Origin of the sequence: Acinetobacter lwoffii (assembly GCF_024129685.1) — a bacterium.
GTDB lineage: Bacteria > Pseudomonadota > Gammaproteobacteria > Pseudomonadales > Moraxellaceae > Acinetobacter > Acinetobacter lwoffii_X.
Window position 1 is genome coordinate 1 of sequence record NZ_JAMXXL010000036.1, and the last position, 26834, is coordinate 26834.

The 26834-nt window shown below is 45.2% G+C and carries 25 protein-coding genes and 4 tRNA genes; 5 read left to right on the forward strand and 24 right to left on the reverse strand.

Annotated features, from left to right (window positions below; all coding sequences use genetic code 11):
- From NI464_RS13700 to NI464_RS13790, 19 genes are all read right to left on the reverse strand, one after another.
- Positions 1–90: GTP-binding protein (locus NI464_RS13700; RefSeq protein WP_072292276.1), on the reverse strand; the 90-nt coding region annotated here is incomplete at its 3' end.
- Positions 91–240: 150 nt separating this feature from the next.
- A tRNA-Thr gene (locus NI464_RS13705) sits at positions 241–315 on the reverse strand.
- A 17-nt stretch (positions 316–332) separates the two neighbouring features.
- A tRNA-Gly gene (locus NI464_RS13710) sits at positions 333–408 on the reverse strand.
- Between the two features lie 38 nt (positions 409–446).
- Positions 447–530: transfer RNA gene (locus NI464_RS13715), tRNA-Tyr, on the reverse strand.
- 56 nt (positions 531–586) lie between these two features.
- Positions 587–662 (reverse strand) — tRNA-Thr (locus NI464_RS13720).
- 98 nt (positions 663–760) lie between these two features.
- Positions 761–2254, reverse strand: coding sequence for an anthranilate synthase component I (gene trpE, locus NI464_RS13725; protein ID WP_168730654.1), 1494 nt, complete (start codon positions 2252–2254; stop codon positions 761–763).
- A gap of 108 nt (positions 2255–2362) precedes the next feature.
- Entirely contained in the window at positions 2363–3031 is a 669-nt protein-coding gene (locus NI464_RS13730; RefSeq protein WP_086044201.1) for a phosphoglycolate phosphatase, read from the reverse strand.
- Positions 3032–3109: 78 nt separating this feature from the next.
- Positions 3110–3769, reverse strand: coding sequence for an FHA domain-containing protein (locus NI464_RS13735; protein WP_253139103.1), 660 nt, complete (start codon positions 3767–3769; stop codon positions 3110–3112).
- 62 nt (positions 3770–3831) lie between these two features.
- Positions 3832–6093 carry a type II secretion system secretin GspD gene (gene gspD, locus NI464_RS13740; RefSeq protein WP_168730653.1) on the reverse strand — a complete coding sequence of 754 codons (2262 nt, stop codon included), beginning with the start codon at positions 6091–6093 and terminating at the stop codon, positions 3832–3834.
- Positions 6094–6131: 38 nt separating this feature from the next.
- Positions 6132–6986: a type II secretion system protein N gene (locus NI464_RS13745; RefSeq protein WP_168730652.1), complete on the reverse strand. Its 855-nt coding sequence runs from the start codon at positions 6984–6986 to the stop codon at positions 6132–6134.
- Positions 6986–7729, reverse strand: coding sequence for a type II secretion system protein N (gspN, locus tag NI464_RS13750; protein ID WP_253139106.1), 744 nt, complete (start codon positions 7727–7729; stop codon positions 6986–6988). The genes NI464_RS13745 and gspN overlap by 1 nt, the downstream gene beginning before the upstream one ends.
- Positions 7730–7911: 182 nt before the next feature.
- A complete protein-coding gene (locus tag NI464_RS13755) occupies positions 7912–8238 on the reverse strand; it encodes an H-NS histone family protein (RefSeq protein WP_034437983.1) in 327 nt (108 codons plus the stop codon).
- Positions 8239–8379: 141 nt separating this feature from the next.
- Positions 8380–8808 (reverse strand): acyl-CoA thioesterase, encoded by a 429-nt coding sequence (locus NI464_RS13760; RefSeq protein WP_168730650.1) that lies wholly within the window; start codon positions 8806–8808, stop codon positions 8380–8382.
- An 8-nt stretch (positions 8809–8816) separates the two neighbouring features.
- Positions 8817–10010 (reverse strand): heme biosynthesis protein HemY, encoded by a 1194-nt coding sequence (locus NI464_RS13765; RefSeq protein WP_168730649.1) that lies wholly within the window; start codon positions 10008–10010, stop codon positions 8817–8819.
- Positions 10011–10016: 6 nt separating this feature from the next.
- The gene (locus NI464_RS13770) at positions 10017–10856 is read right to left on the reverse strand and encodes a hypothetical protein (RefSeq protein WP_168730648.1); all 840 of its coding nucleotides are present in this window, start codon (positions 10854–10856) and stop codon (positions 10017–10019) included.
- 13 nt (positions 10857–10869) lie between these two features.
- The gene (locus NI464_RS13775) at positions 10870–11631 is read right to left on the reverse strand and encodes a uroporphyrinogen-III synthase (protein WP_168730647.1); all 762 of its coding nucleotides are present in this window, start codon (positions 11629–11631) and stop codon (positions 10870–10872) included.
- Positions 11631–12554 (reverse strand): hydroxymethylbilane synthase, encoded by a 924-nt coding sequence (gene hemC, locus NI464_RS13780; protein WP_253139110.1) that lies wholly within the window; start codon positions 12552–12554, stop codon positions 11631–11633. Before hemC ends, NI464_RS13775 begins: the two co-directional genes overlap by 1 nt.
- 108 nt (positions 12555–12662) lie before the next feature.
- Positions 12663–13403, reverse strand: a complete 741-nt coding sequence (locus NI464_RS13785) for a LytR/AlgR family response regulator transcription factor (RefSeq protein ID WP_004278633.1) — start codon at positions 13401–13403, stop codon at positions 12663–12665.
- A gap of 69 nt (positions 13404–13472) precedes the next feature.
- Positions 13473–14627 carry a sensor histidine kinase gene (locus NI464_RS13790; RefSeq protein WP_253139113.1) on the reverse strand — a complete coding sequence of 385 codons (1155 nt, stop codon included), beginning with the start codon at positions 14625–14627 and terminating at the stop codon, positions 13473–13475.
- Here NI464_RS13790 and argH point away from each other — a divergent pair.
- Entirely contained in the window at positions 14618–16048 is a 1431-nt protein-coding gene (gene argH, locus NI464_RS13795) for an argininosuccinate lyase (RefSeq protein WP_171501402.1), read from the forward strand. The genes NI464_RS13790 and argH overlap by 10 nt on opposite strands.
- A gap of 15 nt (positions 16049–16063) precedes the next feature.
- The gene (locus NI464_RS13800) at positions 16064–16333 is read left to right on the forward strand and encodes an oxidative damage protection protein (RefSeq protein WP_004278636.1); all 270 of its coding nucleotides are present in this window, start codon (positions 16064–16066) and stop codon (positions 16331–16333) included.
- A 661-nt stretch (positions 16334–16994) separates the two neighbouring features.
- Here NI464_RS13800 and pgsA read toward each other — a convergent pair.
- From pgsA to uvrC, 3 genes are all read right to left on the reverse strand, one after another.
- The gene (pgsA, locus tag NI464_RS13805; RefSeq protein WP_016806864.1) at positions 16995–17582 is read right to left on the reverse strand and encodes a CDP-diacylglycerol--glycerol-3-phosphate 3-phosphatidyltransferase; all 588 of its coding nucleotides are present in this window, start codon (positions 17580–17582) and stop codon (positions 16995–16997) included.
- Between the two features lie 107 nt (positions 17583–17689).
- A complete protein-coding gene (locus tag NI464_RS13810) occupies positions 17690–18484 on the reverse strand; it encodes a thioesterase family protein (protein WP_168730644.1) in 795 nt (264 codons plus the stop codon).
- Between the two features lie 114 nt (positions 18485–18598).
- Positions 18599–20398 (reverse strand): excinuclease ABC subunit UvrC, encoded by a 1800-nt coding sequence (gene uvrC, locus NI464_RS13815; protein ID WP_005108089.1) that lies wholly within the window; start codon positions 20396–20398, stop codon positions 18599–18601.
- A gap of 225 nt (positions 20399–20623) precedes the next feature.
- Between uvrC and NI464_RS13820 the strand changes: the two genes are divergently transcribed.
- Complete coding sequence (locus NI464_RS13820) at positions 20624–21685, forward strand: AAA family ATPase (protein WP_253139116.1); 1062 nt, start codon at positions 20624–20626, stop codon at positions 21683–21685.
- Positions 21686–21702: 17 nt separating this feature from the next.
- Here the strand turns inward: NI464_RS13820 and NI464_RS13825 are convergent, their stop codons facing one another.
- A complete protein-coding gene (locus NI464_RS13825) occupies positions 21703–22116 on the reverse strand; it encodes a PH domain-containing protein (protein WP_004278641.1) in 414 nt (137 codons plus the stop codon).
- Positions 22117–22702: 586 nt separating this feature from the next.
- Here NI464_RS13825 and fadB point away from each other — a divergent pair.
- Complete coding sequence (gene fadB / locus NI464_RS13830) at positions 22703–24853, forward strand: fatty acid oxidation complex subunit alpha FadB (RefSeq protein ID WP_168730643.1); 2151 nt, start codon at positions 22703–22705, stop codon at positions 24851–24853.
- 12 nt (positions 24854–24865) lie between these two features.
- Positions 24866–26038, forward strand: a complete 1173-nt coding sequence (fadA, locus tag NI464_RS13835; protein WP_004729264.1) for an acetyl-CoA C-acyltransferase FadA — start codon at positions 24866–24868, stop codon at positions 26036–26038.
- A 455-nt stretch (positions 26039–26493) separates the two neighbouring features.
- On the opposite strand, the gene NI464_RS13840 is transcribed toward fadA, so the two are convergent.
- A complete protein-coding gene (locus tag NI464_RS13840; protein WP_253139119.1) occupies positions 26494–26727 on the reverse strand; it encodes a hypothetical protein in 234 nt (77 codons plus the stop codon).
- Positions 26728–26834: the final 107 nt, after the last annotated feature.

Here is a 26834-nt window from a genome sequence, read left to right on the forward strand (position 1 = left end):
AGCTGTTAAAGTTGTTTTACCATGGTCAACGTGACCAATTGTGCCCACGTTAACGTGTGGCTTATTACGTTCAAACTTAGCCTTAGCCATGTTAATCTTCCTCGTTTACGTCGAACACAATTCTGAGTAAAACCCAGCTCCGACATATCGTTTAAAAAAACCGAACACCAAATACTTGAAAAGCAGACTAAATAGCCTGCTTTTGGAATTTCTTTGCAACAAAGTTGCTAAACTGTAATCTGGAGCTCTTATCGAGATTTGAACTCGAGACCTCTCCCTTACCAAGGGAGTGCTCTACCACTGAGCTATAAGAGCAAATATTAGTACTTCAATGGAGCGGGAGACGAGGGTCGAACTCGCGACATGTAGCTTGGAAGGCTACCGCTCTACCAACTGAGCTACTCCCGCACGATGTTGGTACAAACCACTTATTGAAGTCTTAAAATTGGTGGTGAGGGAAGGATTCGAACCTTCGAAACTTTCGTAGCGGAGTTACAGTCCGCCCCCTTTGACCGCTCGGGAACCTCACCATTTTTTACACTTACATCAGTGCTGTTCTTTATTTCACACTACCAAACTTCTAAGATGGTGCCGGCACACGGATTCGAACTGTGGACCTACTGATTACAAGTCAGTTGCTCTACCAACTGAGCTATGCCGGCGTTTCTTAGTGTTTCGTACGTTTCGTATCGGAACGGTGTGCAGTTTAGCAAAACTCAGAATCCTTGCAAGTGTTTTTTTCAAAAAAAACGTCAAAAACTCATAAAATCAAACCATTTGATGATAATTCAACCGCTTTGATCACTGCGCGAGCTTTTATTTGGGTTTCATTCCACTCAGATTCAGGATTTGAGTCGGCAACTAACCCTGCTCCAGCCTGAACATAGACCTTATTTTCGCGAATGACACAGGTACGAATCGCAATCGACATGTCCATTTCGCCATGCCAGCCTAAATAACCAACAGCGCCACCGAAAATTCCACGTTTTACCGGCTCAACTTCATCAATAATTTCCATGGCACGGATTTTTGGCGCGCCTGAAAGTGTGCCTGCGGGGAAAGTTGCCTTAAAAACGTCCAGAGCATCGACATCATCACGTACTTCACCCTGCACATTGGAGACAATATGCATCACATGTGAATAACGTTCGATCACCATTTGATCAGTTACCTGCACTTTGCCAATTTTTGCAATGCGTCCCACATCATTACGTCCCAGATCAATCAGCATGACATGTTCAGCAATTTCTTTTTCGTCAGAGAGTAAGTCCTGCTCAAGTGCCAGATCTTCTTCTTTGGTTTTGCCACGTGGACGGGTTCCCGCTAATGGACGAACTGTGGCAATACCATTTTCCAGACGGGACAGAATTTCAGGAGAGGAACCGACAATATGGAATGGCGTGTTATTTTCCAAGGTCTGCCCTTGCACCAGGAACAAATACGGCGATGGATTGAGATGACGCAGCGCACGATACACCTGTAGCGGGTCACCGTCGAAGTCAGACACCATCCGGTGCCCGGGTACGACCTGCATTACATCGCCAGCACGAATATACTCTTTGACCTTTTCCACCGAAGCAATGAAGTTGTCATGTCCGGTGAGGGACTCGAAATGTGGCGGACTATGTTTTTCAGCTTTAAGACTGATGGGCGTGGCAAGAATATTTTCTAATTCATTTAATTGTTCATGTGCTTTTTCATAAGAACCCGGAGCAGTGGCATCAGCATGTACGATCAGGAACAAGGTATCTTTTAAATTATCAAACACGATGACGGTTTTAGACAGCATCAGCCAGATATCGGGTAAACCGACCGGATCTGCTTCAGGCACATTTTTTAACTTCGGCTCGATATAACGCACAGCGTCGTAACCAAAGTAACCAACTAATCCACCAGTAAAACTCGGCAAGTCCGGCAATTCTACCTGGGTAGGCACCTTAAATTGCGCCTGAAAATCACGGATATATTGAAATGGATCAGCACAGTGCTGTTTTTCAATTGAAGCATCTGCATGCTGTACCGTCAGTTCGCCTGCATTGCAGGAAAATACAGTAGATTCACCTAGTCCAATAATCGAATAGCGTGCCCAGTTCTCTCCGCCTTCTACGGATTCAAATAAATAAGCCTGCTGATGCTGTTTAAGGCGTGCAAAAATAGAAAGTGGTGTATCGGTATCTGCCAGACGCTGACGATAAACAGGAATGAGATTATAGCCTTGTGCAGCAAGTTGCTGGAATTGTGCTTGAGTGGTCATGCGGTTTTTCTCTTTAAATTAGGGTTACTCAGTATGTAAATAGAATTGAACTGAGCGACGCCATCGAAAAACCTTACAACTATTCATTTTCTTTCCTTAGTACGCGTATTAGGCAAGTAATTCTCTAAGATCATCCACAATCTGCTGCGGCTGACAATCTGCAATATTTTCACCATGATTATAGCCATAGCTGACCACAACACAATCAATCCCGGCGCGGCGTGCGGCTTCAACATCATTGGAAGAATCGCCAATGAGCAAGACCTGTTCTTTGCTCACCTTATAATGTTCGACACAGTGCAACAACTGGCGTGGGTGCGGCTTACGTTCAGTAAAACGGTCGCCACCAATGGTATCGGCAAAATAATGAGCCATATCCAAGGTATCTAAAATGCTGCGGGCAGGAAGTTCAGGCTTATTGGTCACACAAATCAGGGTTTTACCTTGGGCTTTAGCCCAGTCCAGAAATTTCAGGATTCCCGGAAAAGGAACGGTATCGACGCAGGGATCGACATTATAGATATCCAGAAAAGTCGTTAAGAGTTCCTGATGCTGTGCCGGTGTGACTTCACCCACCAGATGCTGGAGTACACTTTCACAGAATATCGACGTGCCCTTACCTACCCAGGTCCGTACCTGCTCTTCAGTCACCAGAGGCAATTGCAGCACATTCAGGCTCATATTCATGGCGCGATACAGATCATGTGCTGAATCCACCAAGGTACCATCCAGATCAAACAAGATCAGTTCACGCTTTTCTAATTGTGCAATAGACATCCCGACCCTCTTTTATAATGTGCGCAGCCACAAAAAAGGCATGCGCTATGCATGCCTTGATTGTAACCAATCATCAGCTTATTTGAACAACAACCAAGCCATAATTGCCAAAATAATCAGCACAATCACTGAAATCAAACCTACAGATACATTTTTCTGGGTTTCTTTTTCCTGTTCTACACGTGATACAAGCTGCTCAACCGGAATTGGGGTAGGCTCTGGTTTTACCGCATTAATGTCCACGCCTTCCGGAATAGGTGCCGGTTTTGGAATACCGACATTGGTTGGCATGCCATCACGGGTTAATTGTACCGTAGCATCACGATGTTTCAGTTCCGGCATTCCCTGATCATTCATTTGCTGTGCAGGTGTAGGCTCAGCGACTTCGACCTGTTCCACGACTTTTTCTGCCGTTGCTTCAATTTCTGCTGGAACCTCTACTGCAGCCGCAGGCGCCATTACTGAAAATTTCAAGCTGGCAAACTGAACAATGTCATCCTGCTTTAATAAGGTTTCTTGCGCAATCTGCACATCATTGACGAAAGTGCCATTCGATGAACCCAAATCCTGCACCCAGAGCGCATCATCCTTTAGTAAAAATGCCGCATGTTTACGGGAGATTTCCGCAGCCTGTAACACGATATCTGCCGCCTGATGACGCCCCACCAGCATGTCACGGTCAATGCTAATTTCCTGTCCTGTTAAGTCGCCTGTAATCGCGTGTATTTTCCAAGTCATGAAAGTTACTTCTCTGTTCTCTTTGACATTATCATAACATGCTGTCTGCAAATGCGAATGACTTAGCTTTTGGGTCTAAGTGTGGTTGTTGTAACGGTATTTTTACTTTTTTCTACCTGTTGGACGGGTTCTACCACTTGTCGCTGAATCACTGGTTCTATCGCTACCGGCGTAACAACTACATTGGCTGGCTGCGCCTGAACGGGTGCGGTCGGCACAGTTTGATAAGTCGAGTTTTGCAATGGTGTTCTGGATACCGGAATTCGCTGTTGATACACATCTTCAACACTTTCTGGCAGCTTGGCAAAGTTCCCGTCCGAATCGAGTGCGAGTTGCAGACTATATAGCTGACTATAGCGTTGTTGGGTCAGTTTACGCACTGCATTTTTATCGCCTACAATGGTTGGATGGATAAAAATCAGCAGGTTACGCTTCTGATTGGATTTACCTTCAGAACGGAATAAACGTCCCAAGCCTGGAATCGCACCCAGACCCGGCACTGCTTGGCGTCCATAACTGGTGTTATCCGAAATCAGACCACCAAGCACAATGGTTTGTCCATGTTCGGCCAGAATTGAGGTTTTGATCGCTCGCTTGCTGGTAACCAGATCCTGCGCCTGCCCTTTACTGGCTTTGACATCAGAAACTTCCTGTTCCACTTCCAGGCGTACGGTACCATCTTCGCCAATATGTGGAACCACCTTTAAAGTGACCCCGACATCCTTGCGTTCAATGGTGGTATAAGGGTTGGCCACTCCTGCCGCACCCGTAGATACCGAACCAGTAACAAAGGGTACGTTTTCACCCACTACAATATAGGCTTCTTCATTGTCCATGGTCACAATCGACGGCGTAGACAACAGGTTAGATTTAGTGGTTTCTTTGAGTGCCTGAATCATCGCGCCATACAGACGGCGAGAACCATCACTGCCTTCACGATAATCACCGAGTACCAGTGAACTGCCCGCGCCCACGGCACTTGCAGCACCTGCCCCACCACCGGTGAGATAACCGGCCGCAATATTTTTCAGACTAGTCCCAAAATTATCGAAGTTCACCAGCCCAATACCACTGCTGATATCACCCAAGGCCCATTGCACACCGAGTTGATCCGCATCAGTTCCTTCAACTTCAATAATCGCGGCCTCAATCAAAACCTGTTGACGGCGAATATCCAGCTGGTCAATTGCCGATTCAATTTCCCGCATCAGTTGTGGATCCGCTTTCACCACTAAAGAGTTTTGTGTGGTATCGGCAATAATACTGACGCCATTGCCATTAAAGCTGGTAATTCCGCCCTGCTCATTATTCATGCCGGTATTCAGCTGAATGCCTGAAGAGGTGTTGCTACTTGAACCGGTAGTCGTATTGTTGTTATTTAAATTGCTGCCAGAACTGAGTGAAGACGAGTTCGAGGATGTACTACTCGAATTTGAATTATTGTTCACCGCCTGCCCGCTCACCAAACCCTGCAAGATTTCCGCAAGATTTTTGGCACTGGCATATTTCAAACGAAAAACTTTTAATCCACCCAAACGATCCGCGGCCGGTACATCCAAGGTTTCGATCACTTGACGCACCCGTTTGCGCGTCGTGGGATCACCTTTGATGATGATCCGGTTGGTACGGGTATCTGCAATCACCCGCACCCGCGAACCCCGGACATCTTTAGCTCCACCAGTTGCAGTCATGGACTCAATCAGTCCAATCATTTCCTCAGCCTGACTGGATTGCAAGCTGACCGCTTCAATGTCATTCTGACCGGTGCCATCCAGATTGCGAATGATGGTTTCCAGCTGGTAAATATTGCTAGCGCGATCCGATACAATTAAGGCATTCGTCCCGGGCACCGCCGCCAGATGGGCAAACTGCGGCATCAAAGGACGCAATGCAGGAATCAGGTCATTCGGATTGGTATTTTCCAGCCACAACACCCGGGTCACAATCTGGTCACCACTGGCACGGCTTCTGGCATCATAGGGAATGCCCGAGCTTTTGACATTGCTGTCCGGAACCAGCTTGATGGTATTCCCCGAAGGAATTGCCACCACACCGTTGACATTCAACACGCCTAAAAACAGGTCATAGACTTCATTTTTATTCAGGGCTTTATTGGAAATGACCGTCACATTGCCACGTACCCGCGGATCGACTGCAAAGTTTTTGCCAGTAATGTCGGCCACTTCATTAATGAATGCAGTTAAGTCAGCATCTCGAAGGTTGATTTTCCAGGTTTGTGCATAACTCGCCGTACTGACCATAGCCATTAACGGTGCGGCCACACAGAATGCCCATGCTGATCGATTATTATTAAATAAAGCCATAAACTTTCGTGTTTCCTAACCCTATGTGTGATGACACATCACTTCAAATCTTGTTGTATGGTCATCACCTGATCACCACGTTTTATTTCGAGTTTGACCTGACCTTCACGTCGGGCCTGTTCCAGTAATTGTGCTTCGGTCTGTCCTTGGCTCAGCGTCTGACCATTTAAAGACAAGATCCGGTCGCCCGGTCTTAAACCCAGGCGATTACGCAGTGCAGCCGGCGTCCGTGAAGTCACTTCATAACTACCATCTGCTGCACTAACCCCCATATTCTGTAAATACTGGTCCTTGTTTTCCTGCATCTGCTGAATGGCCCGACCAATTTCATTCTGCGGCGAAGGCTGCTCAGGCATACCACTGTTAGAAGGCATAGCAGGCATTGAACTTGAAGATACGGATGTTTCCGGCACAATCGGCTGATTCAAGCCATTTTCCAGACCTTTGAATAAGACTTCCTGAGTAGCACCTGTGGATCGACGTAAAATAACCCGATCCCAATACACTTCAGCCAACTCAAAACCGCTATTGGCCAGCATTTCCCCGACACGGTAACGATCGACCTGATCATTAATTTTCAGTACCGCAGAAGAGTTATAACTTGGACTGGCAACCACCACCCCTTGTAAAATGATATTGGCCGTTTCAACCACACCCGCAGACTGCCCAACTTCCTGAAACAGTGAAAATGCACTGATATTCGGAATTTGTGCCTGTTGCGAGCCCAGTTCAACCCGATCCAGCTGCATGGCTTGTGGTGGAGCAATCAGCAACCAGAACAAAGCCGCCAGCTTCCAGCATAGATACAGGATGAGCAGTAACAAAACCACAGGTGCAGCACGATTGATCTGTTTCAGTTCAATATTTTTTAAATCATTCAGAGAAACTGCCATCAGTTCAAGCCTCCCATTAAGGGTTGGCGGGTACTGATCACATAGGTATCTAATCCGGCTTTACCTTCATAGGAAGGCGCATTCATTAAAAAGCGTTGGGTGAGCTGGATATCCAGCATCAGACTCGGATCAAGCTTGATATTCAGCATACGTTGATCGCGACTATCCCGAACACCAATTAACAGCTGTCCGCTTTCATCTGCGAGTTGTCCAGTCATGGCGGGTACATTCATGCGTTCCTGACGCTGGGCAAAGGTATAAATCAGCTCACCACCCACCCATTGCATTTGCCCGGCCACCTGACTAAAGCCCTGATCTTTTTTATATTTAAAATCCAGATCTTTAAACTGAATCGCAGTACTCGGCCATTGCCAGTCTGCAACTTTTTTTAAGGTTTCAGGCGCGACCTGCCCTTCAAGATTTTTGACAATTAAAGATTTATTCAGACCATAGGCCATGATCCCGGAAAGCTGGGTATTGCCACTATGCAAATCCACATGTGCTCCAACTCGCAGCAACAGCAAATCCAGCGGCCGTACTTTCCAGTTCAGACTGCCCCGAAGATTGCCTTTTTTCCAGTCCGCACCTCCCTGCCAGATATTTCCGTTTACATTATGCAAAGTCTGGTTATTTTTATAAAATTTTGAAATTAACCAGGCCGCTGGCACTTGTAATACGACAAAAATAAAAAATGCAACAAGAGCAAGGATCAACCATCTTAAAGTTTTCGGTTTACTGCTCATCCCCACCACGACCAATCGCTCAAGTCCAAATCCCCATTTATAATTTTTCCCTTATACTTACACATTATGCACACTTTTCTCTCAACGCCAATTCATAGATATAAAAAAACCAAGCAGGTATGCTTGGTTTAATCATCTTAGACTGCCTGTATGACAGCCTAATGACCAGATCAAATGGAGGCTTAGATCAGGAAATCGTCCAGCTTTGCGCCTTTTTCCAATTCTGCCACTAACCAGCGCGGTTGTTTACCACGGCCAGTCCAGGTATCTTCCGGATTGCTTTTGCTACGGTAACGCGGCTCAACCGACTTACGTGATGATTTCTTACGTTTAGACGCACCAAATTCAAGTAACTGTTCAACCGTCATACCAACTTTCTCGGCAATTGCCAGAATTTGCTGATAAGCGTCTTCAATCTCTTGATCTTTTTTTGAAGCAATCAGTGATTCTGCTTCTGCTTGTAAACGTTTTAACTCTTCTACTGATAAATGCGTAATATCTGGCATAATGCTCTCCGAAAAATAATATTATTCGTTTTGTTAAATAATAGCCCCATCATATTTATATTAAATAAAACATTCAATATAAAACCTTAAAGCAATAACAATAAAGTTTAAAAAAAATTACAAAATAAAATGCTTCATTCATTTTTAAATTTCATGTTGAACACTTAATTCAAGCGCTTTAATCTTTTCACGAATATGCTCCGGAATTTCTGTTTTCTGCATGGTCTTTTTATCCACACAGACAATCACTGCTTCTGAAGTAGCCACAATACTTTGTTGTTTTTCACTCCATAATACATATTGCATTCTGACTGCACTATTACGGATTTCTTCAATACGTGCTGCCACTTTTAAATGATCAGGAAAAACCACAGGTTTTAAATAACGGCACTGATTTGAAGACACTACCGTAAATACCGGTTCATTACGTAAATCTAATATCCCTAGATAAGCCAGACGTGCACTTTCGACATAACGATAATACATGGCATTATTGACATGTCCAAAGGCATCCATATCGCCCCATGCGACTGTTTGTTCATAAATTACTGGATATTGTTTTAATTCTGACATCATTATTCTCAAGTTTTAATTTCTATAAAGTTTGCATTCGATTCAAATACTGCATTTAACTGCTGTAGCAAGTCCTCCCGATCTTGTAAGGCAGCTTTAATTCTTAAATAACTCATACGAATATCATCCGGATACAAGTCAAGTAGTTGCTGGGCTTGATCTGTATAGCCTGTGGCTTGCAACACATGCCATTTCGCAAAGCTTAAAATCGGCAATGCCGGATACTTAGCTTCCCAGTGCGAAATCTGTTGTGCAATCGCATCATAATCCGGATTTTGCCTTAATAACTGTTGCTGGAACCACAAATAAAAGACATCCTGATTAAACTGCTGTTCCATTAAATGGATCGCGAGCAATTCATGCTCGGCACTCATTTCTGGCATTCTAAATAACAATTTCAACCATAATAACTTGACTGAATAGTCACGATCAAATATCTGAGGTTTTAAATCTAAATAACGTTGCTGTAAATAAAATAAATCGTCCTGTGTGGCTTGCTCATAGGCCAATAATAATTGTTCCAGCCATGTTTTTTTTACTTCTTGGTCTAAATGCCCATATTGGGTCGAACGTAAATATAACCAAGGAAATTGCATGGCAAATACCCCCCATAATGCAACAAGACGCTGCTCATAGGCGGTTTTAACCTGTATTAACCAAGGTGATAATTCATGCTGATTTAAAAACTCTAAATGGGTAAGTGCTTGTTCACCTTGCTGTTGTGATAAATAAATTTCAATCCGCTGTAATTCTGCCAATTCAAATGCCATGGGATTGGACTGATTTAAAGCAGTTAATGCATGGGTATATTGCTGTTGCCCCCAAGATAAACGTGCATCAATAATATGTTTAAGTAAACCCGACTTGGTAAAAGACTGCTGAATAAAATCCCGCTGATCCTGCGCAGCGTTTAATAACCAGATCACGGCCAATTGTTCATAAGGGTGCAAGCGGGAAAAACTAAAGACTGTTTCAGTTTTACGCTTTTCACGACTGCGATACTGCTTGATAGCATACCAGATGCAATGCATCAGAAAACTTACACTGACCAAGGATGCGGCCAAAAACCAGAGGGTGGTTTGTAACTGCCACTCGCGCCAATACAGATAGACATAGCCAGCCCCATGTCCATAACTCAGGATACTCAGTCCCGCAATGCCAAGTAAGCAGACAAATAAATAGGCCAGCAGAATCTGTTTCATAAGCAATTAGCCCACTAGGGTGCGTGTGTTTAATAATGGAATCGGAGTAATCGGGGTAGCCTTGATTTGATTCAATTGCTGAATCCATTTTTGGCTCTGCGCATCCGGCAATTGTCCCAAAACTTCAATCACGGCATTCAGTGCTTGCTGAAAAGCGACAGATTGGTCTTTTTGCAAGGTATTTTGTGCGATGAGCAAGCGCAATTGGGCCTCTTTCAGTACCAGATGCCGTTGCATCAAGACTGTGCTTGGCTGATCTGCGGATTCAACCTGAATCCAGCGCTGCCAGAAAGAGCGTTGAGTTTCTGGACGCTGACGATGTGGTGTCTGAATTTCTTTTTCAATTTCAGCATCCATCTGCACCAGGATCTCTTTTACTTTATTTTGCTGCACTAATCGACTGTTCACGAATTTTTTCAGCATGTCCTGATCTTTTGCAATCACTTGCTGTAAACTGCTGACCAAGGCAGGCGCTAAAATATAATCATCCAGCTCATTAGATAACTGATTTAATTTCTCAATCGCAGTGGCGTATTGTTGTTGTTGCAGTGCAAATTCGATCAGATCCAGATGTTGCTGCACCAAGACAATATCATTTTGCGTTGCATCAGTTGTCATTTCACGTACTGGCGCTTTAGATGAAGTGGTTTCAGCATTTTCCTGCTGAGCAGAAATCTGGCGTTTTAAAGCCACGAACTGATCATTGAGATTGGCATTTTGCTGCTGTAACTGATTGATGCTTTGATTGAATTCAGTCTGTGCTGTATTCAGAACATGTAGGTCGTAGCTGAGCTTGATGAGCCACGCCATACTCAAGATGAACAATACAATGAATAGTTTCTTCATGCGTTCCCTAATATCAGCCCCATTTTTGCAAGATCGTATTTGCGTCTAAATCATCGATTTGTACGAATTGAAAACTTGCCTGATGCTGCTGTTGATATTCCCCAAGAATAGTAGCCAAACGTGGCCCCAAAACCAAATAACAGGCTCGCTTCATAAACTCTGCATCATTCTGCATAAGTACCAGCCAGTTTAACCAGCTTGCCTCACTAGTGATCAGAACTGCAAAACGCTGCTGCGTCTTAAGCAGCGCCAAGTTCTCTGCCAAAATCGTTGCCGTCGTTTCAGGACATTGCCGCCGGTACAAAATAAAGTTTAAAACTTTAATATTGCTAGCACGTAAATGATCCATCATAAATTGACGACCGCCTTCTCCGCGCCAGAAAGCCACACCTGAACCAGAAGCCAGTTGCTTCAACACAGGCAATTGCAGCATGCCTTCCGAAGTTTCGACCTCAGGCACATGACTATGAATGCCATAGCTCGCCAATGCCTGTTCAGTGGCTTTTCCCACTGCCACCCAATACACCTGCGCCAACGTCGAGAGCTTAATACCCGCCTGTTGTAAATATTGCATGCCAATCTGGGCGGCCGTCGGACTGACCACCACAATAATCTGTGCCTGCTCCAGCTGCTGATACAAACTCGACAGCTCATCGGAATAAGGCATGGCATGCAGTTCGAGCAAGGGCAATTCCAGAACAGACACCTGTGCTGCCTGTAACTGTTGAGTCAAGCCTGCAGCACGATCACTGGGGCGAGTATTAATCAATAACATCAGTGTAAATAGAGTGCTTTGAGCAACTCGCCAGCACCTTGATCAAGCAAGTCTTTTGCCAGCTCTACACCCAATGGCTCCGCATCTGCTATTTTGCCAGTATGCTGTGCACGAAGTAAAATTGTTCCATCGACACTGCCTACACGACCTTCGATTGAAATCACACCCTCTTTGAGCGTGGCATAACCGGCAATTGGTACCTGACAACCGCCTTCCAGATAGGCATTGAAGGCACGTTCGGCACGTACGCACGCATCCGTGTCTGCATGCAGGAGTGGCTGAATCAAGTCCAGGACCGTCTGATCATGAGTACGGCATTCTAAGCCTAATGCACCTTGCCCCACGGCCGGCAGACTGACTTCAGGCGTCAGAGTATGACGAATACGTTCTGCCAGACCCAAACGTTTTAAACCGGCACTGGCCAGAATAATCGCATCATACTGACCTGCATCCAGTTTGGACAAACGTGTGCCGACATTACCGCGTAAGTCGATAATGTGCAGATCCGGACGCTGTTTTAAAATCTGGGTTTTACGGCGCAAGCTTGAGGTTCCCACTTTGGCGCCTTGTGGCAATTCCTCAAAACTAGTGTAGGTATTCGACACAAAGGCATCCAGTGGGTCTTCACGTTCACAGATTACCGCCAAACTCAGACCTTCGGGCAAGGCCATTGGGACATCTTTCATGGAATGCACAGCCAGATCTGCACGACCATCTAGTAAAGCGGCTTCTAATTCTTTTACAAACAGTCCTTTTCCACCAATTTTAGCCAGTGGTGTATCTAGAATTTTATCGCCCTGTGTAACAAAAGTGACTAACTCGACCTGCAAACCAGCGTGCAAATCTTGTAGGCGCGCACGGATATGTTCCGCTTGCCAAAGCGCAAGTGGACTTTGTCGAGTTGCAATTTTTAGGGTCTTCATAAATTTCAATAACAGTAAATGAGAACAATAGTCTAAACTTAACCTGCTCACTTGAAAATGCAAGTGAATTTATACAAGTTTCAACTGAATGCTCTCATTCATCCCCTGCTAAAGCTTTTGAATCCGATCTCGTAAAAACGGTAAATGTCGCCGACTGACCGCCAAACGGTCGTCCAGCTCACGACAACGTACCTGATACTGACCAGAACTCACCACTTCCAGACCATCCAGATAATGCACCGAGATCAAGGCATTACGATGAATCCGGATAAACTGGTTCCCAAACTCCTGCTCTAACTCCTTTAAGGTTTCATCAATCAATACACTGCCGTTTTTATGACGCACAGTGACATATTTCTGATCCGCCAGAAAATAATAGATATTTTCAACTGGCACCAATTCGACACCACGATAGGTCTTTGCCGCAATCTGCTGGCGGCTGATATTGATTTCGTCCATATTTTCTTTTTGTTTTAGTTGGCTCATTTGAGCTTGGGTAAGTTTAGTTAAGTGCTCTAAAACCTGTGCCAATTCCTGTTGCATCACCGGTTTAAGCAAGTAGCCTTCGGCATTTGATTTAAATGCATCCAGCGCATGTTGGTCATAGGCCGTACAAAAGACAATGGCCGGCATTGGATCCAGTTGACGCAAATGTTGCGCACAAGCCAGTCCGTTCATTTCAGGCATTTGAATATCTAATAGGATGACATCGGGTTCGTATTGGTGAGCCAGATCAATCGCTTGACGGCCATGGCTTGCTGTCGCCACCACATCATGCCCCAGTTGAGAGACCAAACGTGATAAACGCTCGACGGCCAAAGGCTCATCATCACAAATCAGGATGTCCATTTCTCCTCCTTACCCAGTTAACATCATCAGATGAATGATAAAGCTAACTGCGATTTCTTTGATTTATTTTTATTTATATTGATATCGCACTACCGTCGTAAACATCCCTTCGCCGGCAAAGGTTTGAAAAGTCACACTGGGTCCATAATAAGCTTGCAGACGCTGTCTGACATTTTCTATTGCAATACCATGTCCCTTTTTTAAAGTTTTATTATCCTGTGCATAAGGGTTCGTTATGATGATATTAATTTGATTTTGCAATATTTCAACCAATATGCTTATGGTACTCTTTGTAAGAATTTTTTCAACTCCATGGAAAATACTATTTTCTAGCAAGGGTTGTAAAGTTAATAATGGAATTTGAACTTGTGAGTATAAGTCTTTGTTTTCTAACTTCCATTCGACCTGCAAACGCTCACCTAGACGGATCTGCTCAATCTCCAGATAACGCTGGCACAGATCAATTTCCTCCTGCAGGCTGACCAGTTTTAATTCCTGAAAACTGGCACGAAATAACCGTGACAAATTCAGCAGCATGTGCTCGGCTTTATCCGGATTGATACTGATCAGGCTGATCACACTGTTCATGCTGTTAAACAAAAAATGCGGCTGAATCCGTGCCTGCATGGCCTGAATCCTAGCATTCAACTCACTATGCTGCTGCTGCTCCCATTGCTCACGCAAATAAAGATAGCGAAAACAGAAAGTTCCCAGCAAAATTCCCAGACTTAAATGGAGTCCGACCCGATCCAGCGCAATCGCCAGGTTTAAATCCTGAAAATTAAAATTCTGTCCAAAATATATCAAGATATTCAGGTTCACCGTAGTGAGCAGTACAATTGCCTGTAACAGCAGAAATCCAGAAATCAAAGCCAGTTTGATTCCCATACGTTGAAAGGCTTGATGGAACAGCTCGACCAGTGCTGCAAAACATAACAGTACCCAGTTGATATACAGCATATATTGCAGCAGGTGCATTCCATTCAAAGCCTGCCAGGATTGCGCTTCTGCAAGCGCCAGAATCATGGCCAGAATATTGCCGCCAGCAAACAGTTCCAGCAAATAGCGTAGATTGCCGATCTGGCTAAAAAAATAGGAATTTTGCGTCTGTTCGTTTATCGATGTAAAAGATTGAGCAGATGTGACTTCGGCAATGGGCTTTGAATTTGTTATACTCTTTTTCGTTCTACTGCTTTTAATCTGATTGAGCCGACATGACCACATCTTCTAATTCCTCTAATCCATCACACGCCCAGACTTCGGGTATGTGGGGCGGTCGTTTCTCTGAAGCGACTGATGCTTTTGTTGCTGAATTTACAGCATCTGTTCAATTTGACCAACGTTTTTATAAACAAGATATTGCAGGCTCGATTGCCCATGCAACCATGCTGGCAAAAGTGGGCGTACTGACCACGCAAGAACGCGATGACATTATTGAAGGTCTGACAGCGATTCAAGCCGATATTGAAGCAGGCAACTTTGAATGGCGCATTGATTTAGAAGATGTCCACATGAACATTGAGTCACGCCTGACTCAACGTATCGGCATTACTGGCAAGAAACTGCATACCGGTCGTAGCCGTAATGACCAGGTGGCTACAGATATCCGTCTTTATGTACGCGATGAAATCGATAGCATCCTGGAATTACTGAAAAAATTACAAAAAGGTATTTTAAGCTTAGCGGCTAAAAACACCGACACCATCATGCCAGGCTTCACCCACTTGCAAACCGCTCAGCCAGTGACTTTTGGTCATCATCTAATGGCTTGGTTTGAAATGCTGGTACGCGATTCAGAACGTCTGATTGATTGCCGTAAGCGTGTCAACCGTATGCCGCTTGGTTCTGCTGCACTTGCAGGCACTACTTATCCAATCGACCGTGCTTATACTGCTGAACTGCTAGGTTTTGAAGCTGTTGCTGAAAACTCGCTGGATGCAGTATCGGATCGTGACTTTGCGATTGAATTTAATGCCGCTGCATCTTTAATTATGATGCATTTATCACGTATGTCTGAAGAACTGATTCTATGGACATCTGCACAGTTCAAATTCGTGAATATTCCAGATCGCTTCTGTACTGGCTCTTCAATCATGCCGCAGAAGAAAAATCCGGATGTGCCTGAACTGGTACGTGGTAAAACCGGCCGTGTCTATGGCGATTTGATGAGCCTGCTGACTTTAATGAAAGGCCAGCCTCTAGCCTATAACAAAGACAATCAGGAAGATAAAGAGCCATTGTTCGATGCGATCGATACAGTTCGTGGTTCACTCATGGCATTTGCTGACATGATTCCTGCACTGGTTCCAAACATTGCTGAAATGCGCGAAGCAGCGCTGCGTGGTTTCTCAACTGCGACTGACCTAGCTGATTACCTGGTGAAAAACGGCGTTGCATTCCGTGATGCGCACGAGATTGTAGGTAAAGCGGTTGCACTCGGTGTACAAGAATCTAAAGACCTGTCTGAATTGACACTCGAACAACTGCAACAGTTCTCTGACCTGATTCAAGCAGACGTATTTGAAAAAGCCCTAACTCTTGAAGCTTCGGTGAATGCCCGTAATCACATTGGTGGCACCGCGCCTGCTCAAGTGAAAGCAGCCATTGAGCGTGCACATGCGCGTTTAGAACAACTTTACGCATAATTTTGGAGTATGGATATGTCTCGACAAGTTTTTTGCCGTAAGTATCAGGCGGACATGGAAGGTTTAGACTTTGCTCCATTCCCGGGGCCAAAGGGTCAGGAATTGTTTGATACCGTGTCTAAACAGGCTTGGCAAGAATGGCTAAAACACCAAACCACGCTAATTAATGAAAAGCGTTTGAACGTGTTTGAAGCTGATGCGAAAAAGTTTCTAGAAGAACAGCGTGAAAAGTTCTTTAACAATGATGCATCCCTAGAAAAAGCCGAAGGGCTAAAGCCTGAGTAAAAAAGAAAGCACTGCTTTTCTTTTTTACGTAAGACAAGGACGAAGTCCGCGTAGGCTTTAATCTAAAAGAATCTCCATTATTGGGGATTCTTTTTTTATGTATTGCTCTAAACATTACTCAAGACCAGCGAAGCGGGTAGTTTTGAATGTGAAGAGCTCCCAATGCAGGAACTTTTCACATTAAAGCCCTGCCTTTCTTTTTTACACAAAACAAGAATGAAGTCCGCGTAGGCATAAATCTATCCCCTATTTCAGGGGATTTTTTGACTAATTCTAGCAAATCTTACTAACTCACACTTAGAGCACAAAAACAGATTTTTACTTATTCTATTTCGTTTATCTAGTCAGCCACTATCCTGCTGAAAAACATTCAGATTTGTATCAAAATAATAGATTGTAAAAGCAATATACAGAGTATTCACAAAACACAACATTCTGCTACAAGAAGCCACATGATTAAAAAAAACTGTCTCTCTATAATGAGCCCTAAGAAGATGAGATATCTTTGAATAACTATAATAATAAGCAACAAATACCCCGATTTCATCCCAGTTCTTCCCCCAAAGACTGGGTATTTTTTTGCCTGCAATTTGCCGATTGGCTTGATAATTTAAGCGCATAAAAAAAGCCCCCTTTCAAGGAGCTTCTCTTTTCATTTCGATTAAGGCTGTTTCAGATATGGCCAAGCCGCTTTCAGATAAATGAACATCGACCATAAAGTGAGTACCACTGCGGTGTATAGCAAGGCATACGCCAGCATTTCTAGCGGTGGCCAGTTCAGCAGGAATACGGTGATAGCGATCATCTGAAAAGCGGTTTTGTATTTACCCACTGTTGAAACCGCAACATTGGTCCGCGCACCGAGTTCTGCCATCCATTCACGCAGGGCTGAAACGGTAATTTCACGCGAAATAATTACAATCGCAGCAAAAGCCATCGACATGGAAGGCTGCCATTGCACCAATACAATCAGTGCAGCTGCGACCATCAATTTATCTGCAACCGGATCGAGAAACCGCCCAAAAGCGGAAGTCTGGTTTAATGTACGTGCCAGATAGCCATCAAACCAGTCCGTTACCGCAGCCACCACAAAGATCGTGGTTAAAATGATATGCCGCGTCATATCGGGGTTATGAGCATCAAAGCCCATTGCAGGTGGCCAGTAAGCCACCAATAAAAATACCGGAATAAGAGCGATACGCGCCAAGGTCAAGATATTTGGAATATTCAGGATACGACCTGTAGTCATAGACACCGCCAATTTTTCCCCTCATGTACGATGAAAATGCACACTTTTTTAGAGGTTTGATCCATCATTAATAGGCTTCACTTTATACGAATTGACTTGCAGTGTCACTAGGCAAACACCGTCACTGTTTGTCTTGCCATCGCAATCAGGCGATTTTCGGCATCCCAGAGATAGGCATGCTCCGTCGCATAACCATCCGCAGCATAGTCGGTAAATACTTTATATTTAAACCAATCATGCAATTGATGTTGAACCGGATGCACATAGGTCACTGTCCAGGTCAGACTACTCGCAGGCGCCATGTTTTTAAACATCGGCAACACCCCAGGTGGCCAGATATCAAAAATAGCCATCAAGTCTGCGACCAGAAATTCACGGTTGTGATGCTTTTCAGGATGAAACCGGCACCAGCCACCAAAGTCCGGACGAGGACTGGCACTACAAGGTAGATTGACATCCGCCCAGGCTACTTCGAAATGGTCATAACAGTCTGGCATACCATAGCCAACAGGAATCTGAAACAGCTGCTCTGGCGCAGCATAGTCGGGTGCCTGAACTTTTTGCTTTACCTGAATCTCTGAATCACGGGAAATACCAAAACTGGCAATCAGAATACTTTGCACCGCGCCGTCCTGCCATAAGCGCACTTCAATCGTGGTCACCGACTTGCCCTGCCGCAGGATTTCGGCACTCAGTCGTACTTTGGCTTGCTGAATCGGGCCGACAAAGGTCACACTGCAACTCAGCAAATGCTTGGCCGGATCATTGATGTGAGTGACGGCTTTTTGCATCATCATCGCGGCAGCCAGACCACCATACAGAGTACGACCCTGTAACCATCCCTGTGGAAACTCTACCCATTCCTGTTCGGCAATTTGTGCATAAAGTGCATGCAAAGACATGTTGATCCCTCAGTAAGTCTTGATGCTCAGTATATTCGGAAAATTCTTCAGGTTGTGAATGTCACGTGACCCAAGCGTCAATGCGCACTTTGGCCCTTGCATTTAAGCCACGCGTCATTCATGCAGCACTTTATAAATCATCCGGGCCATGACTGAACCCAGTCCCGGTACCAGTTGCAGATCTCTTTCTGAGGCTTTCAGTACGCCCTGAATCCCGCCAAAATGGGTCAGCAAATCCCGACGGCGTTTTGGTCCGAGCCCCGGAATAACTTCCAGCACTGATGAACCACGCTTTTTATCGCGTTTGGCACGATGCTTGGTAATCGCAAAGCGGTGTGCTTCATCACGTACCTGCTGAATTAGATGCAGTGCCTTATGATCCTCCGGTAATTGAATTTTACTGCCATCGGTAAAGTGCAAGGTTTCCAGACCAGGCTTACGTCCCTCACCTTTGGACACACCGACCATAAAGGCATCCAGTCCCAGTTCCTGCATGACTTCCATTGCCATGTGCAATTGCCCCTTGCCACCATCAATCAGCAGCAAGTCTGGCAACAGGGCTTTTTTATAACGACGGGTCAGCGCCTGACGCATGGCGGCATAGTCATCACCCGCCTGAATATCGTGAATGGAAAACTGGCGATAATCGCGCTTGCGCGCACCACCACTATCAAAGACTACACAGGATGCCACGGTATCTTCGCCCATGGTATGTGAAATATCGAAGCACTCGATCCGGTCTACAGGATGGCCGACCACCTGCTCCAGCTGATGAAAACGCTCATTTAATTCTATATGATTGGCCAGCTTGCCCTGAATCGCGTGCTGTACATTCATCTGCGCCAGTTCCAGCCATTCGGCCCGGGTTTCGCGGACTTTGGACTTGATCTGGATTTTCTTGCCAAAATGCTGCGAGAGTGCTGCTTCCAGTTCTTTACGATCAGCCACTTCCAGATTAACAATCAGTTCAGCCGGAATTTCATCGGCCACCTGAAAATAAAAATTGGCAATAAAATCGGCCAGCATCTGCCCCAGGTCATCACTGAGCATATCTGGGAAATAACTTTTTCCACCCAGCATTTTGCCGTTGCGCACATGCATGATCTGCACACAGGTCACCCCGGCCTGATAGGCAATCGACAGGATATCGGCTTCGCCTTTGAGCTTATAGATCGCCTGCTGCGACTGTACGTCTCTTAACAATGCCATCCGGTCACGATAGAACACCGCTTTTTCAAATTCCAGCGCTTCAGCGGCCGCTTCCATTTTTGCGATCAGTTCCTGATTCAGCTCCTTGGTATCGCCCTGCAAAAATCGGATCGAGTTATCGACATCTGCCTTATAGTCTTCCGGAGAAATAAATCCGACACAGGGCGCAGAGCAGCGTTTGATCTGGTATTGCAGACATGGCCGGGTCCGGTTGGCAAAAAAACTGTTTTCACAGGAACGCACATTGAACAGTTTTTGTAGCACCACCAGAGTATCCCGGGCGGTATACGCACTCGGATAAGGTCCAAAAAACTTGCCCACCTGGTGCTTGCCCTTGCCGCGCCCACTGGCTAAACGCGGATAGGGTTTATCTGCCGAAACAAAAATATAGACATAAGATTTGTCATCACGCAGCATGATGTTATAGGGCGGATGATGCAGCTTGATCAGGTTCTGTTCCAGCAACAAGGCTTCAGTTTCAGAACGTACCACCAGGGTCTGGATATCATAAATCCGTGCCACCAAGGCCTGGGTTTTGGGATGATCCAGCGTTTTGACAAAATAGCTGGAGACCCGGTTTTTCAGGTTTTTGGCTTTACCCACATACAATAATTCACCGTCTTTGCCATACATCCGGTAGACCCCGGGCAGGCTGGTCATATTCGCCAGGATTTTTTCAATATGGGGGCGTGCGTTTTCGTTCACCTAAAGCCTATTTTTCACCTACAATCTGCAGATATATGTGATGATTGTTGCGTCATTTTCAAGCAAAAACACAAAATTCCCCTGAAGCTGCCACTTAATCTTAAAGTTCCTGTCGGGTTATCCCCCCAATCTATAATCCTCACGACATAAACTGATTGTTAAAAGCTATAAGTTTCAACCTTTAACTTTGTTATGCTCAAAAAGTCTAGTTTTGAGATGATTCGCATGACCCTGCAGCAATCGGGCATTCATATTGTTCAACCCTCCACCTCCACCCATCACCCGTCTGAACGTGCTCGCCTGATTGGTAAACCGCGTTTTCATTTCGAGCCGAGTAAGGTAATGCAACTGCTACGTGAACGGATTATTGGGCAGGATGCAGCCCTGAATGAAATTGAAAAAATGTTGCATGTGGTCAAGGCAGATTTTTCCAGTCCGGATCGCCCTTTGTCGGTTACCTTGATGCTGGGCCCTACTGGCGTCGGTAAAACAGAAACCGTGCGTCTGATTGCCGATGCGATCTATGGCCGCCCGGATGCCTTTTGCCGGATTGATATGAATACTCTGGCACAGGAACATTATGCGGCGGCTTTGACCGGCGCACCGCCCGGTTATGTGGGATCAAAGGAAGGTCACAGCCTGTTTGATGAAACTGCGATTGCCGGCAGTCATACCCGGCCCGGCATCATGCTGTTTGATGAACTGGAAAAAGCCAGTAACGAGGTGATTCGCGGCTTTATGAACGTGCTGGATACTGGCCGGCTGACATTGACAGCGGGCACCAAAACTATCGATTTTCGCAACTGCATGATCTTTATGACCAGCAATGTCGGGGCACAGGCGGCGCAGCAATATCTGAATAAACTCAGCTATCTGCCGGAAAAAATGCAGGCCCTTTGTCTGAAGCGCGTTCCCGTCCAGCACATCATTGAAAAAGTCATGCAGCGTAAATTCGACCCCGAGTTTCTCAACCGGATTGACCGCAGCCTGCATTATCAGGCGGTACAGCATGATGTCCTGCCACGTCTGGTCGAAATTGAACTGGATAAACTGAACAAGCGCTTGCAATATCAGCAACGCAGCGTGTATTTAAACGCTTCAGCCAAAGCCTATTTCTATCAGGGTCATGATATCCGTTACGGTGCCCGGCATTTGGGCCGCAAGATGCGTACCGAACTGGAGCCAATTCTGGCGCTGTATTTTTTAAACCAGCCCGAGCAATTGAGCCTGCATCTGGACTGTGTCGATGGACAACTGGTGGTTCTGCCTGAGCAGGCAAAAGCTTAACTAAGTCAGACTCGACATCAGTTTTTATTCGGCTGAAGCGCCTGTATAAAAGCAGTCTGATCTTTGGGTGAAACCAATATAAATTTCTGCATGCCCGCATCTGTATAGTCAATTCGCAGACGCTTTAAGGATAAGGCTGGCGCAATGATAGAGTGGTCTGTGGGCTGAATGGATTGGATTTCACTTAACGGAATCTTCCAGCTTAACCACAGGCTTTTTATGGTCAACACCCCATTGTCTACCACATAGCGCGTACTCCACAGCGGCCACCATAAAATGATAATAGTCAGGACATAAACCGCAGTGTGCAGCGGATATTGCTGCATAGTGCCTTTGGCCTGCATGGTCAGCAGTAGTTGCAGCAACAGGCCACTCATACAAATCACAAAAGCCAGCAGCCACCAGTCTTTTTTAGAACGAAATACGTGCATCGATATCCCCCATATCTTGGTGCATGATCATCATAAACAATTCCATAGCAGATGACAGGGATTCAACCCGGCAGGATAGAAATTATTTCAAATCACACATCGACAGGATCGTTCTCATTTTCGATCTCATCAGAAAAGTTCAGCAACCGAAATGAGCTACTGCGCTTTTATTTGTACTGCTTGAACACTATCAGCAAAGACCTGAAAGCCCTGCACTCAGTATGCTTCAAGGCTAAAAATGGCACATTCAAGGACAGAAATTGACTGAATTGACAAAACTCCGCTAGAAATGAACCTTGAAAATCAGTCACCCTGCTCCATATCTATCAGGCTGATTGATAAAAAATAATGAATTGAAACAAAATCTTTGGTTCATCTGCTTTTAGAAAACTGAAAGGAAAAGTCATAGCGGTTCGAACCAATCCGGCAGAAATTGATGACCATTGCGTCACGGCTTGATACAACTTGTTATGTTCTTTTTGGATATAGTTATCGTAAGATTAGCGAAGTCAAAAAGTGCGCGGGACATGCGCACTTGCTTCACAACATCAACTTAGAAGTCCTCCAAAATAAAGGAGATCAGGGCATGATCCACGCTGGCAATGCCATTACCGTCCAAATGCTTGAGGACGGGATTGCAGAATTCCGCTTTGACTTACAAGGTGAGTCCGTTAACAAATTCAACCGTGCAACGATTGAAGATTTCAAGGCTGCTATCGAAGCCGTCTCCCATGCCGATATTCAAGGTCTGATTGTGACTTCAGGCAAATCTACATTTATTGTAGGTGCTGATATCACTGAATTCGGCGACAACTTTGCTCAGGGTGAACAAGCGATTGTTGACTGGGCAATGCCAGTACATGAAATTTTTAACAGCTTCGAAGACCTCGACATTCCTAAAGTGGCTGCCATTAATGGCATGGCACTGGGTGGCGGTTTCGAAATGTGCCTGGTGTGTGACTACCGTGTCATGTCAGAACAGGCACAAGTGGGCCTGCCTGAAATCAAGCTGGGGATCTTCCCGGGCTTCGGTGGTACAGTTCGTTTAAGCCGTCTAATCGGTATCGACAACGCGGTAGAATGGATGGCAATGGCCAATCCTAAGAAGCCAGCTGCTGCACTGAAAGACGGCGCAGTCGATGCTGTCGTTCCTGCTGACAAGCTACAAGATGCTGCACTTGATCTGGTAAAACAGGCAATTCATGGCCGTTTAGACTGGAAAACCAAGCGTCAGGAAAAACTCGATCCAGTTAAACTCAGCCCGATCGAACAGATGATGGCGTTTAACTCATCGAAAGGCATGGTTCTGGCAAAAGCTAATCCAGCTCAATACCCTGCACCAAAATTACTGCTTGATTCTCTTCAAGCGGGTGCGAGCCTGCATCGTGATGACGCGCTGAAAGCTGAAGCTGAAGGCTTTGCCAAAGCTGCGGTAACACCTCAGGCAGGTGCCTTGATCGGTTTGTTCCTGAACGATCAGATCGTGAAAAAAACCTCGAAGCGCTATGAAAAAGGTGCGCATCCAGTGAACCAGGCGGCTGTTTTAGGCGCGGGTATCATGGGTGGTGGTATTGCTTACCAGGCGGCAAGCAAAGGCACACCGATCATCATGAAAGACATCGGTAACCAGCAACTTGCTTTGGGTATGAAAGAAGCCAATGGTTTACTGACCAAACAAGTTGAACGTAAGAAGATGAAGCCTGCTCAAATGGGTGAAACTCTTGCGCGCATCCGTCCAACTTTAAGCTATGACGAGTTTAAAGAAGTGGACATCGTGATCGAAGCCGTGACTGAAAATCCAAAAGTTAAAGGCATCGTACTGAAAGAAACTGAAGCGAAAGTTCGTGAAAACACGATCATTGCATCTAACACTTCTACGATTTCAATCACGCGTCTGGCTGAAAATCTGGAACGTCCTGAAAACTTCGTGGGCATGCACTTCTTTAACCCGGTACACATGATGCCACTGGTTGAAGTGATTCGTGGTGCGAAGACTTCTGACGAAGCGATTGCAACCACAGTCGTTCTGGCTCAGAAGATGGGTAAAACACCAATCGTGGTCAATGACTGCCCGGGCTTCCTGGTGAACCGCGTATTGTTCCCTTACTTCGGCGCATTTGACCTGTTGCTTAAAGATGGCGCTGACTTCCAGCAAATCGATAAAGTGATGGAAAAATTCGGCTGGCCTATGGGCCCTGCTTACCTGATGGACGTGGTCGGTATCGACACTGGCGTTCACGGTGCAGAAGTGATGGCTGAAGGCTTCCCGGATCGCATGAAGCCTGACTACAAAGGCTCGATCCAAGTCATGTACGAAAACAAACGTCTGGGGCAAAAGAATGACGTTGGTTTCTACAAGTATGAACTTGACCGTAAAGGCAAAAAAGCCAAAGTGGTTGATCCGACTGCGTATGAGCTTGTAGCCTCTGTTGCAACTTCGGAAAAACGTGAATTTGACGCTCAGGAAATCATTGACCGTATGATGCTGGCTTTCTGTAACGAAACAGTTCGTTGCCTGGAAGACAACATTGTAGCGACTGCTGCTGAAGCAGATATGGCGATGATCATGGGTGTTGGTTTCCCGCCATTCCGTGGTGGTCCATGCCGTTACATCGATCAAACCGGTGTAGCTGAGTATGTTGCGCTTTGCAATAAGTATGCGCACCTTGGTAAAGCTTATGAAGCGCCAGAAATGCTGCGTGACATGGCTGCTAACAACAAAAAATTCTACGGTTAAGGAGCAACGTGAATGGCTACTTTAAATCCACGTGACGTTGTCATCGTCGATGGCGTACGTTCAGCAATGGGTAAAACCAAAAACGGTATGTTCCGCAATGTACGTGCCGACTCGATGTCTGCTGAGCTTGTCCGTGCCCTCTTGGTACGTAACGAATTCGACCCGCATGAAGTTGAAGACGTAATCTGGGGCTGTGTCAACCAAACCCTAGAACAAGGTATGAATATTGCCCGTAATATCGCATTACTGGCAGACCTGCCGAAGACCGTTGCAGGTCAAACGGTCAACCGTCTTTGTGGTTCGTCTATGCAGGCGATTCACACTGCGGCTGCGCAAATTGCAACGAACCAAGGTGATATCTTCATCATCGGTGGTGTTGAGCACATGGGCCATGTCGGCATGATGCACGGCATCGACCTGAACCCTGAAGCGTCTAAGCATTATGCTAAAGCGTCGAATATGATGGGCTTAACTGCTGAAATGCTGGGCCGTATGAACGGTATTAGCCGTGAAGAACAGGATGCGTTTGGTGTGGAATCACATCGCCGTGCCTGGGCTGCGACTGAAAATGGTCTGTTCCAGAACGAGATCGTCGGCATTGAAGGTCATAATGCAGATGGCTACAAAATCCTGTGTGATATCGATGAAGTGATCCGTCCAGATGCGAACCTTGAATCGTTCAAATCTTTGCGTCCAGTCTTCGATCCGAAAGGCGGTACAGTAACTGCAGCGACTTCATCAGCCTTGTCTGATGGCGCTTCTGCAATGTTGTTGATGTCTGCTGAACGTGCTCAAGCTTTAGGTCTTAAGCCACGTGCTGTAATTCGCTCTATGGCGGTTGCAGGCTGTGATGCTGCGATCATGGGTTATGGTCCGGTTCCGGCAACACAAAAAGCGTTGAAACGCGCTGGCCTGTCAATTGCTGATATTCAGACTTTTGAATTGAACGAAGCATTTGCTGCCCAAGGTCTGTCTGTTCTTAAAGGCTTAGGCATTTATGACAAACAGGACATCGTGAACCATAACGGTGGCGCGATTGCATTGGGTCACCCATTGGGTTGTTCTGGTGCGCGTATCACAACAACATTGTTGAACGTGATGGAACAGCAAGATACACAAATCGGTCTTGCGACGATGTGTATCGGTCTTGGTCAAGGTATTGCAACAGTGATCGAACGTGTTTAATTCTTAAATACTTCGACAAAAAGAAAACCCCGCTTTTGCGGGGTTTCTTTTTTATTGACTAAGCAATCATAAATACAAACTAAACGCTTATAGTTAGAATTATTCCAGCTTTCTTCGAATTTTTCTTTTAGATAATCTAATAAAATTCTTAGATTCTCCTCTGAGCTATTATCAACAATATATTGACCTAAATAGTCAGCACGAATTGAATCGCTAAACTGAGTATTTTTAATTAATTCAAGAATACTTAATGAAGAAAGGTTCTTCGCTCTATATGATTTTCTATAGCCATTAGCTATCTTAGAAATAAATGTTCTTTCATTAAAATTAAATAAATTTTTAAAATTCTCAGGCGCATTTTTAAAAGGCTTATAATTTGGGTCAGCTTTAATAAATCTTTGAATAGGTACATAAACTGCTGACTTACAAATATCTGGAAGTGTATTATTTAAAATTTATGCTCTATCAAACTCAATATCTCCATATATAGCATCCGATAGAATCATTTTGAAATTAACACCTTTTAAGCCAACTTCACTATATCCTTGTTGAGCAACACCAAAACCTGCAACAAACTCAATTTTATTTGTTCCCTGCATGATTTCTTCAACATTTGTAGCACAGTATAATTTTTTATCTGGTGCCGCACCTTGAACTATTTCATAAAATTGCTCTCTAAAAATACGCAATATATAAGCAGGGATTTGATCCTAGCCAAATAATTAGACAGCGGTTCCCTCTAAATTTTTCAAATATTCTTTTTCAAAAGCTTCGGGACTAACCCAGCCATTTGCAG

What these genes read in the sequence shown, in the direction of transcription:
- fadB (WP_168730643.1), top strand. Translation starts at nt 22,703, where the DNA reads ATGATCCACGCTGGCAATGCCATTACCGTCCAAATGCTTGAGGACGGG.
- pgsA (WP_016806864.1), bottom strand. Translation starts at nt 17,582, where the DNA reads ATGACTACAGGTCGTATCCTGAATATTCCAAATATCTTGACCTTGGCG.
- NI464_RS13735 (WP_253139103.1), bottom strand. Translation starts at nt 3,769, where the DNA reads ATGACTTGGAAAATACACGCGATTACAGGCGACTTAACAGGACAGGAA.
- NI464_RS13810 (WP_168730644.1), bottom strand. Translation starts at nt 18,484, where the DNA reads ATGTCTTTGCATGCACTTTATGCACAAATTGCCGAACAGGAATGGGTA.
- NI464_RS13785 (WP_004278633.1), bottom strand. Translation starts at nt 13,403, where the DNA reads ATGGACATCCTGATTTGTGATGATGAGCCTTTGGCCGTCGAGCGTTTA.
- NI464_RS13745 (WP_168730652.1), bottom strand. Translation starts at nt 6,986, where the DNA reads ATGGCAGTTTCTCTGAATGATTTAAAAAATATTGAACTGAAACAGATC.
- NI464_RS13765 (WP_168730649.1), bottom strand. Translation starts at nt 10,010, where the DNA reads ATGAAACAGATTCTGCTGGCCTATTTATTTGTCTGCTTACTTGGCATT.
- NI464_RS13775 (WP_168730647.1), bottom strand. Translation starts at nt 11,631, where the DNA reads ATGTTATTGATTAATACTCGCCCCAGTGATCGTGCTGCAGGCTTGACT.
- gspN (WP_253139106.1), bottom strand. Translation starts at nt 7,729, where the DNA reads ATGAGCAGTAAACCGAAAACTTTAAGATGGTTGATCCTTGCTCTTGTT.
- NI464_RS13770 (WP_168730648.1), bottom strand. Translation starts at nt 10,856, where the DNA reads ATGAAGAAACTATTCATTGTATTGTTCATCTTGAGTATGGCGTGGCTC.
- trpE (WP_168730654.1), bottom strand. Translation starts at nt 2,254, where the DNA reads ATGACCACTCAAGCACAATTCCAGCAACTTGCTGCACAAGGCTATAAT.
- hemC (WP_253139110.1), bottom strand. Translation starts at nt 12,554, where the DNA reads ATGAAGACCCTAAAAATTGCAACTCGACAAAGTCCACTTGCGCTTTGG.
- NI464_RS13790 (WP_253139113.1), bottom strand. Translation starts at nt 14,627, where the DNA reads ATGTGGTCATGTCGGCTCAATCAGATTAAAAGCAGTAGAACGAAAAAG.
- fadA (WP_004729264.1), top strand. Translation starts at nt 24,866, where the DNA reads ATGGCTACTTTAAATCCACGTGACGTTGTCATCGTCGATGGCGTACGT.
- NI464_RS13760 (WP_168730650.1), bottom strand. Translation starts at nt 8,808, where the DNA reads ATGTCAGAATTAAAACAATATCCAGTAATTTATGAACAAACAGTCGCA.
- argH (WP_171501402.1), top strand. Translation starts at nt 14,618, where the DNA reads ATGACCACATCTTCTAATTCCTCTAATCCATCACACGCCCAGACTTCG.
- NI464_RS13730 (WP_086044201.1), bottom strand. Translation starts at nt 3,031, where the DNA reads ATGTCTATTGCACAATTAGAAAAGCGTGAACTGATCTTGTTTGATCTG.
- gspD (WP_168730653.1), bottom strand. Translation starts at nt 6,093, where the DNA reads ATGGCTTTATTTAATAATAATCGATCAGCATGGGCATTCTGTGTGGCC.
- NI464_RS13825 (WP_004278641.1), bottom strand. Translation starts at nt 22,116, where the DNA reads ATGCACGTATTTCGTTCTAAAAAAGACTGGTGGCTGCTGGCTTTTGTG.
- NI464_RS13820 (WP_253139116.1), top strand. Translation starts at nt 20,624, where the DNA reads ATGACCCTGCAGCAATCGGGCATTCATATTGTTCAACCCTCCACCTCC.
- NI464_RS13800 (WP_004278636.1), top strand. Translation starts at nt 16,064, where the DNA reads ATGTCTCGACAAGTTTTTTGCCGTAAGTATCAGGCGGACATGGAAGGT.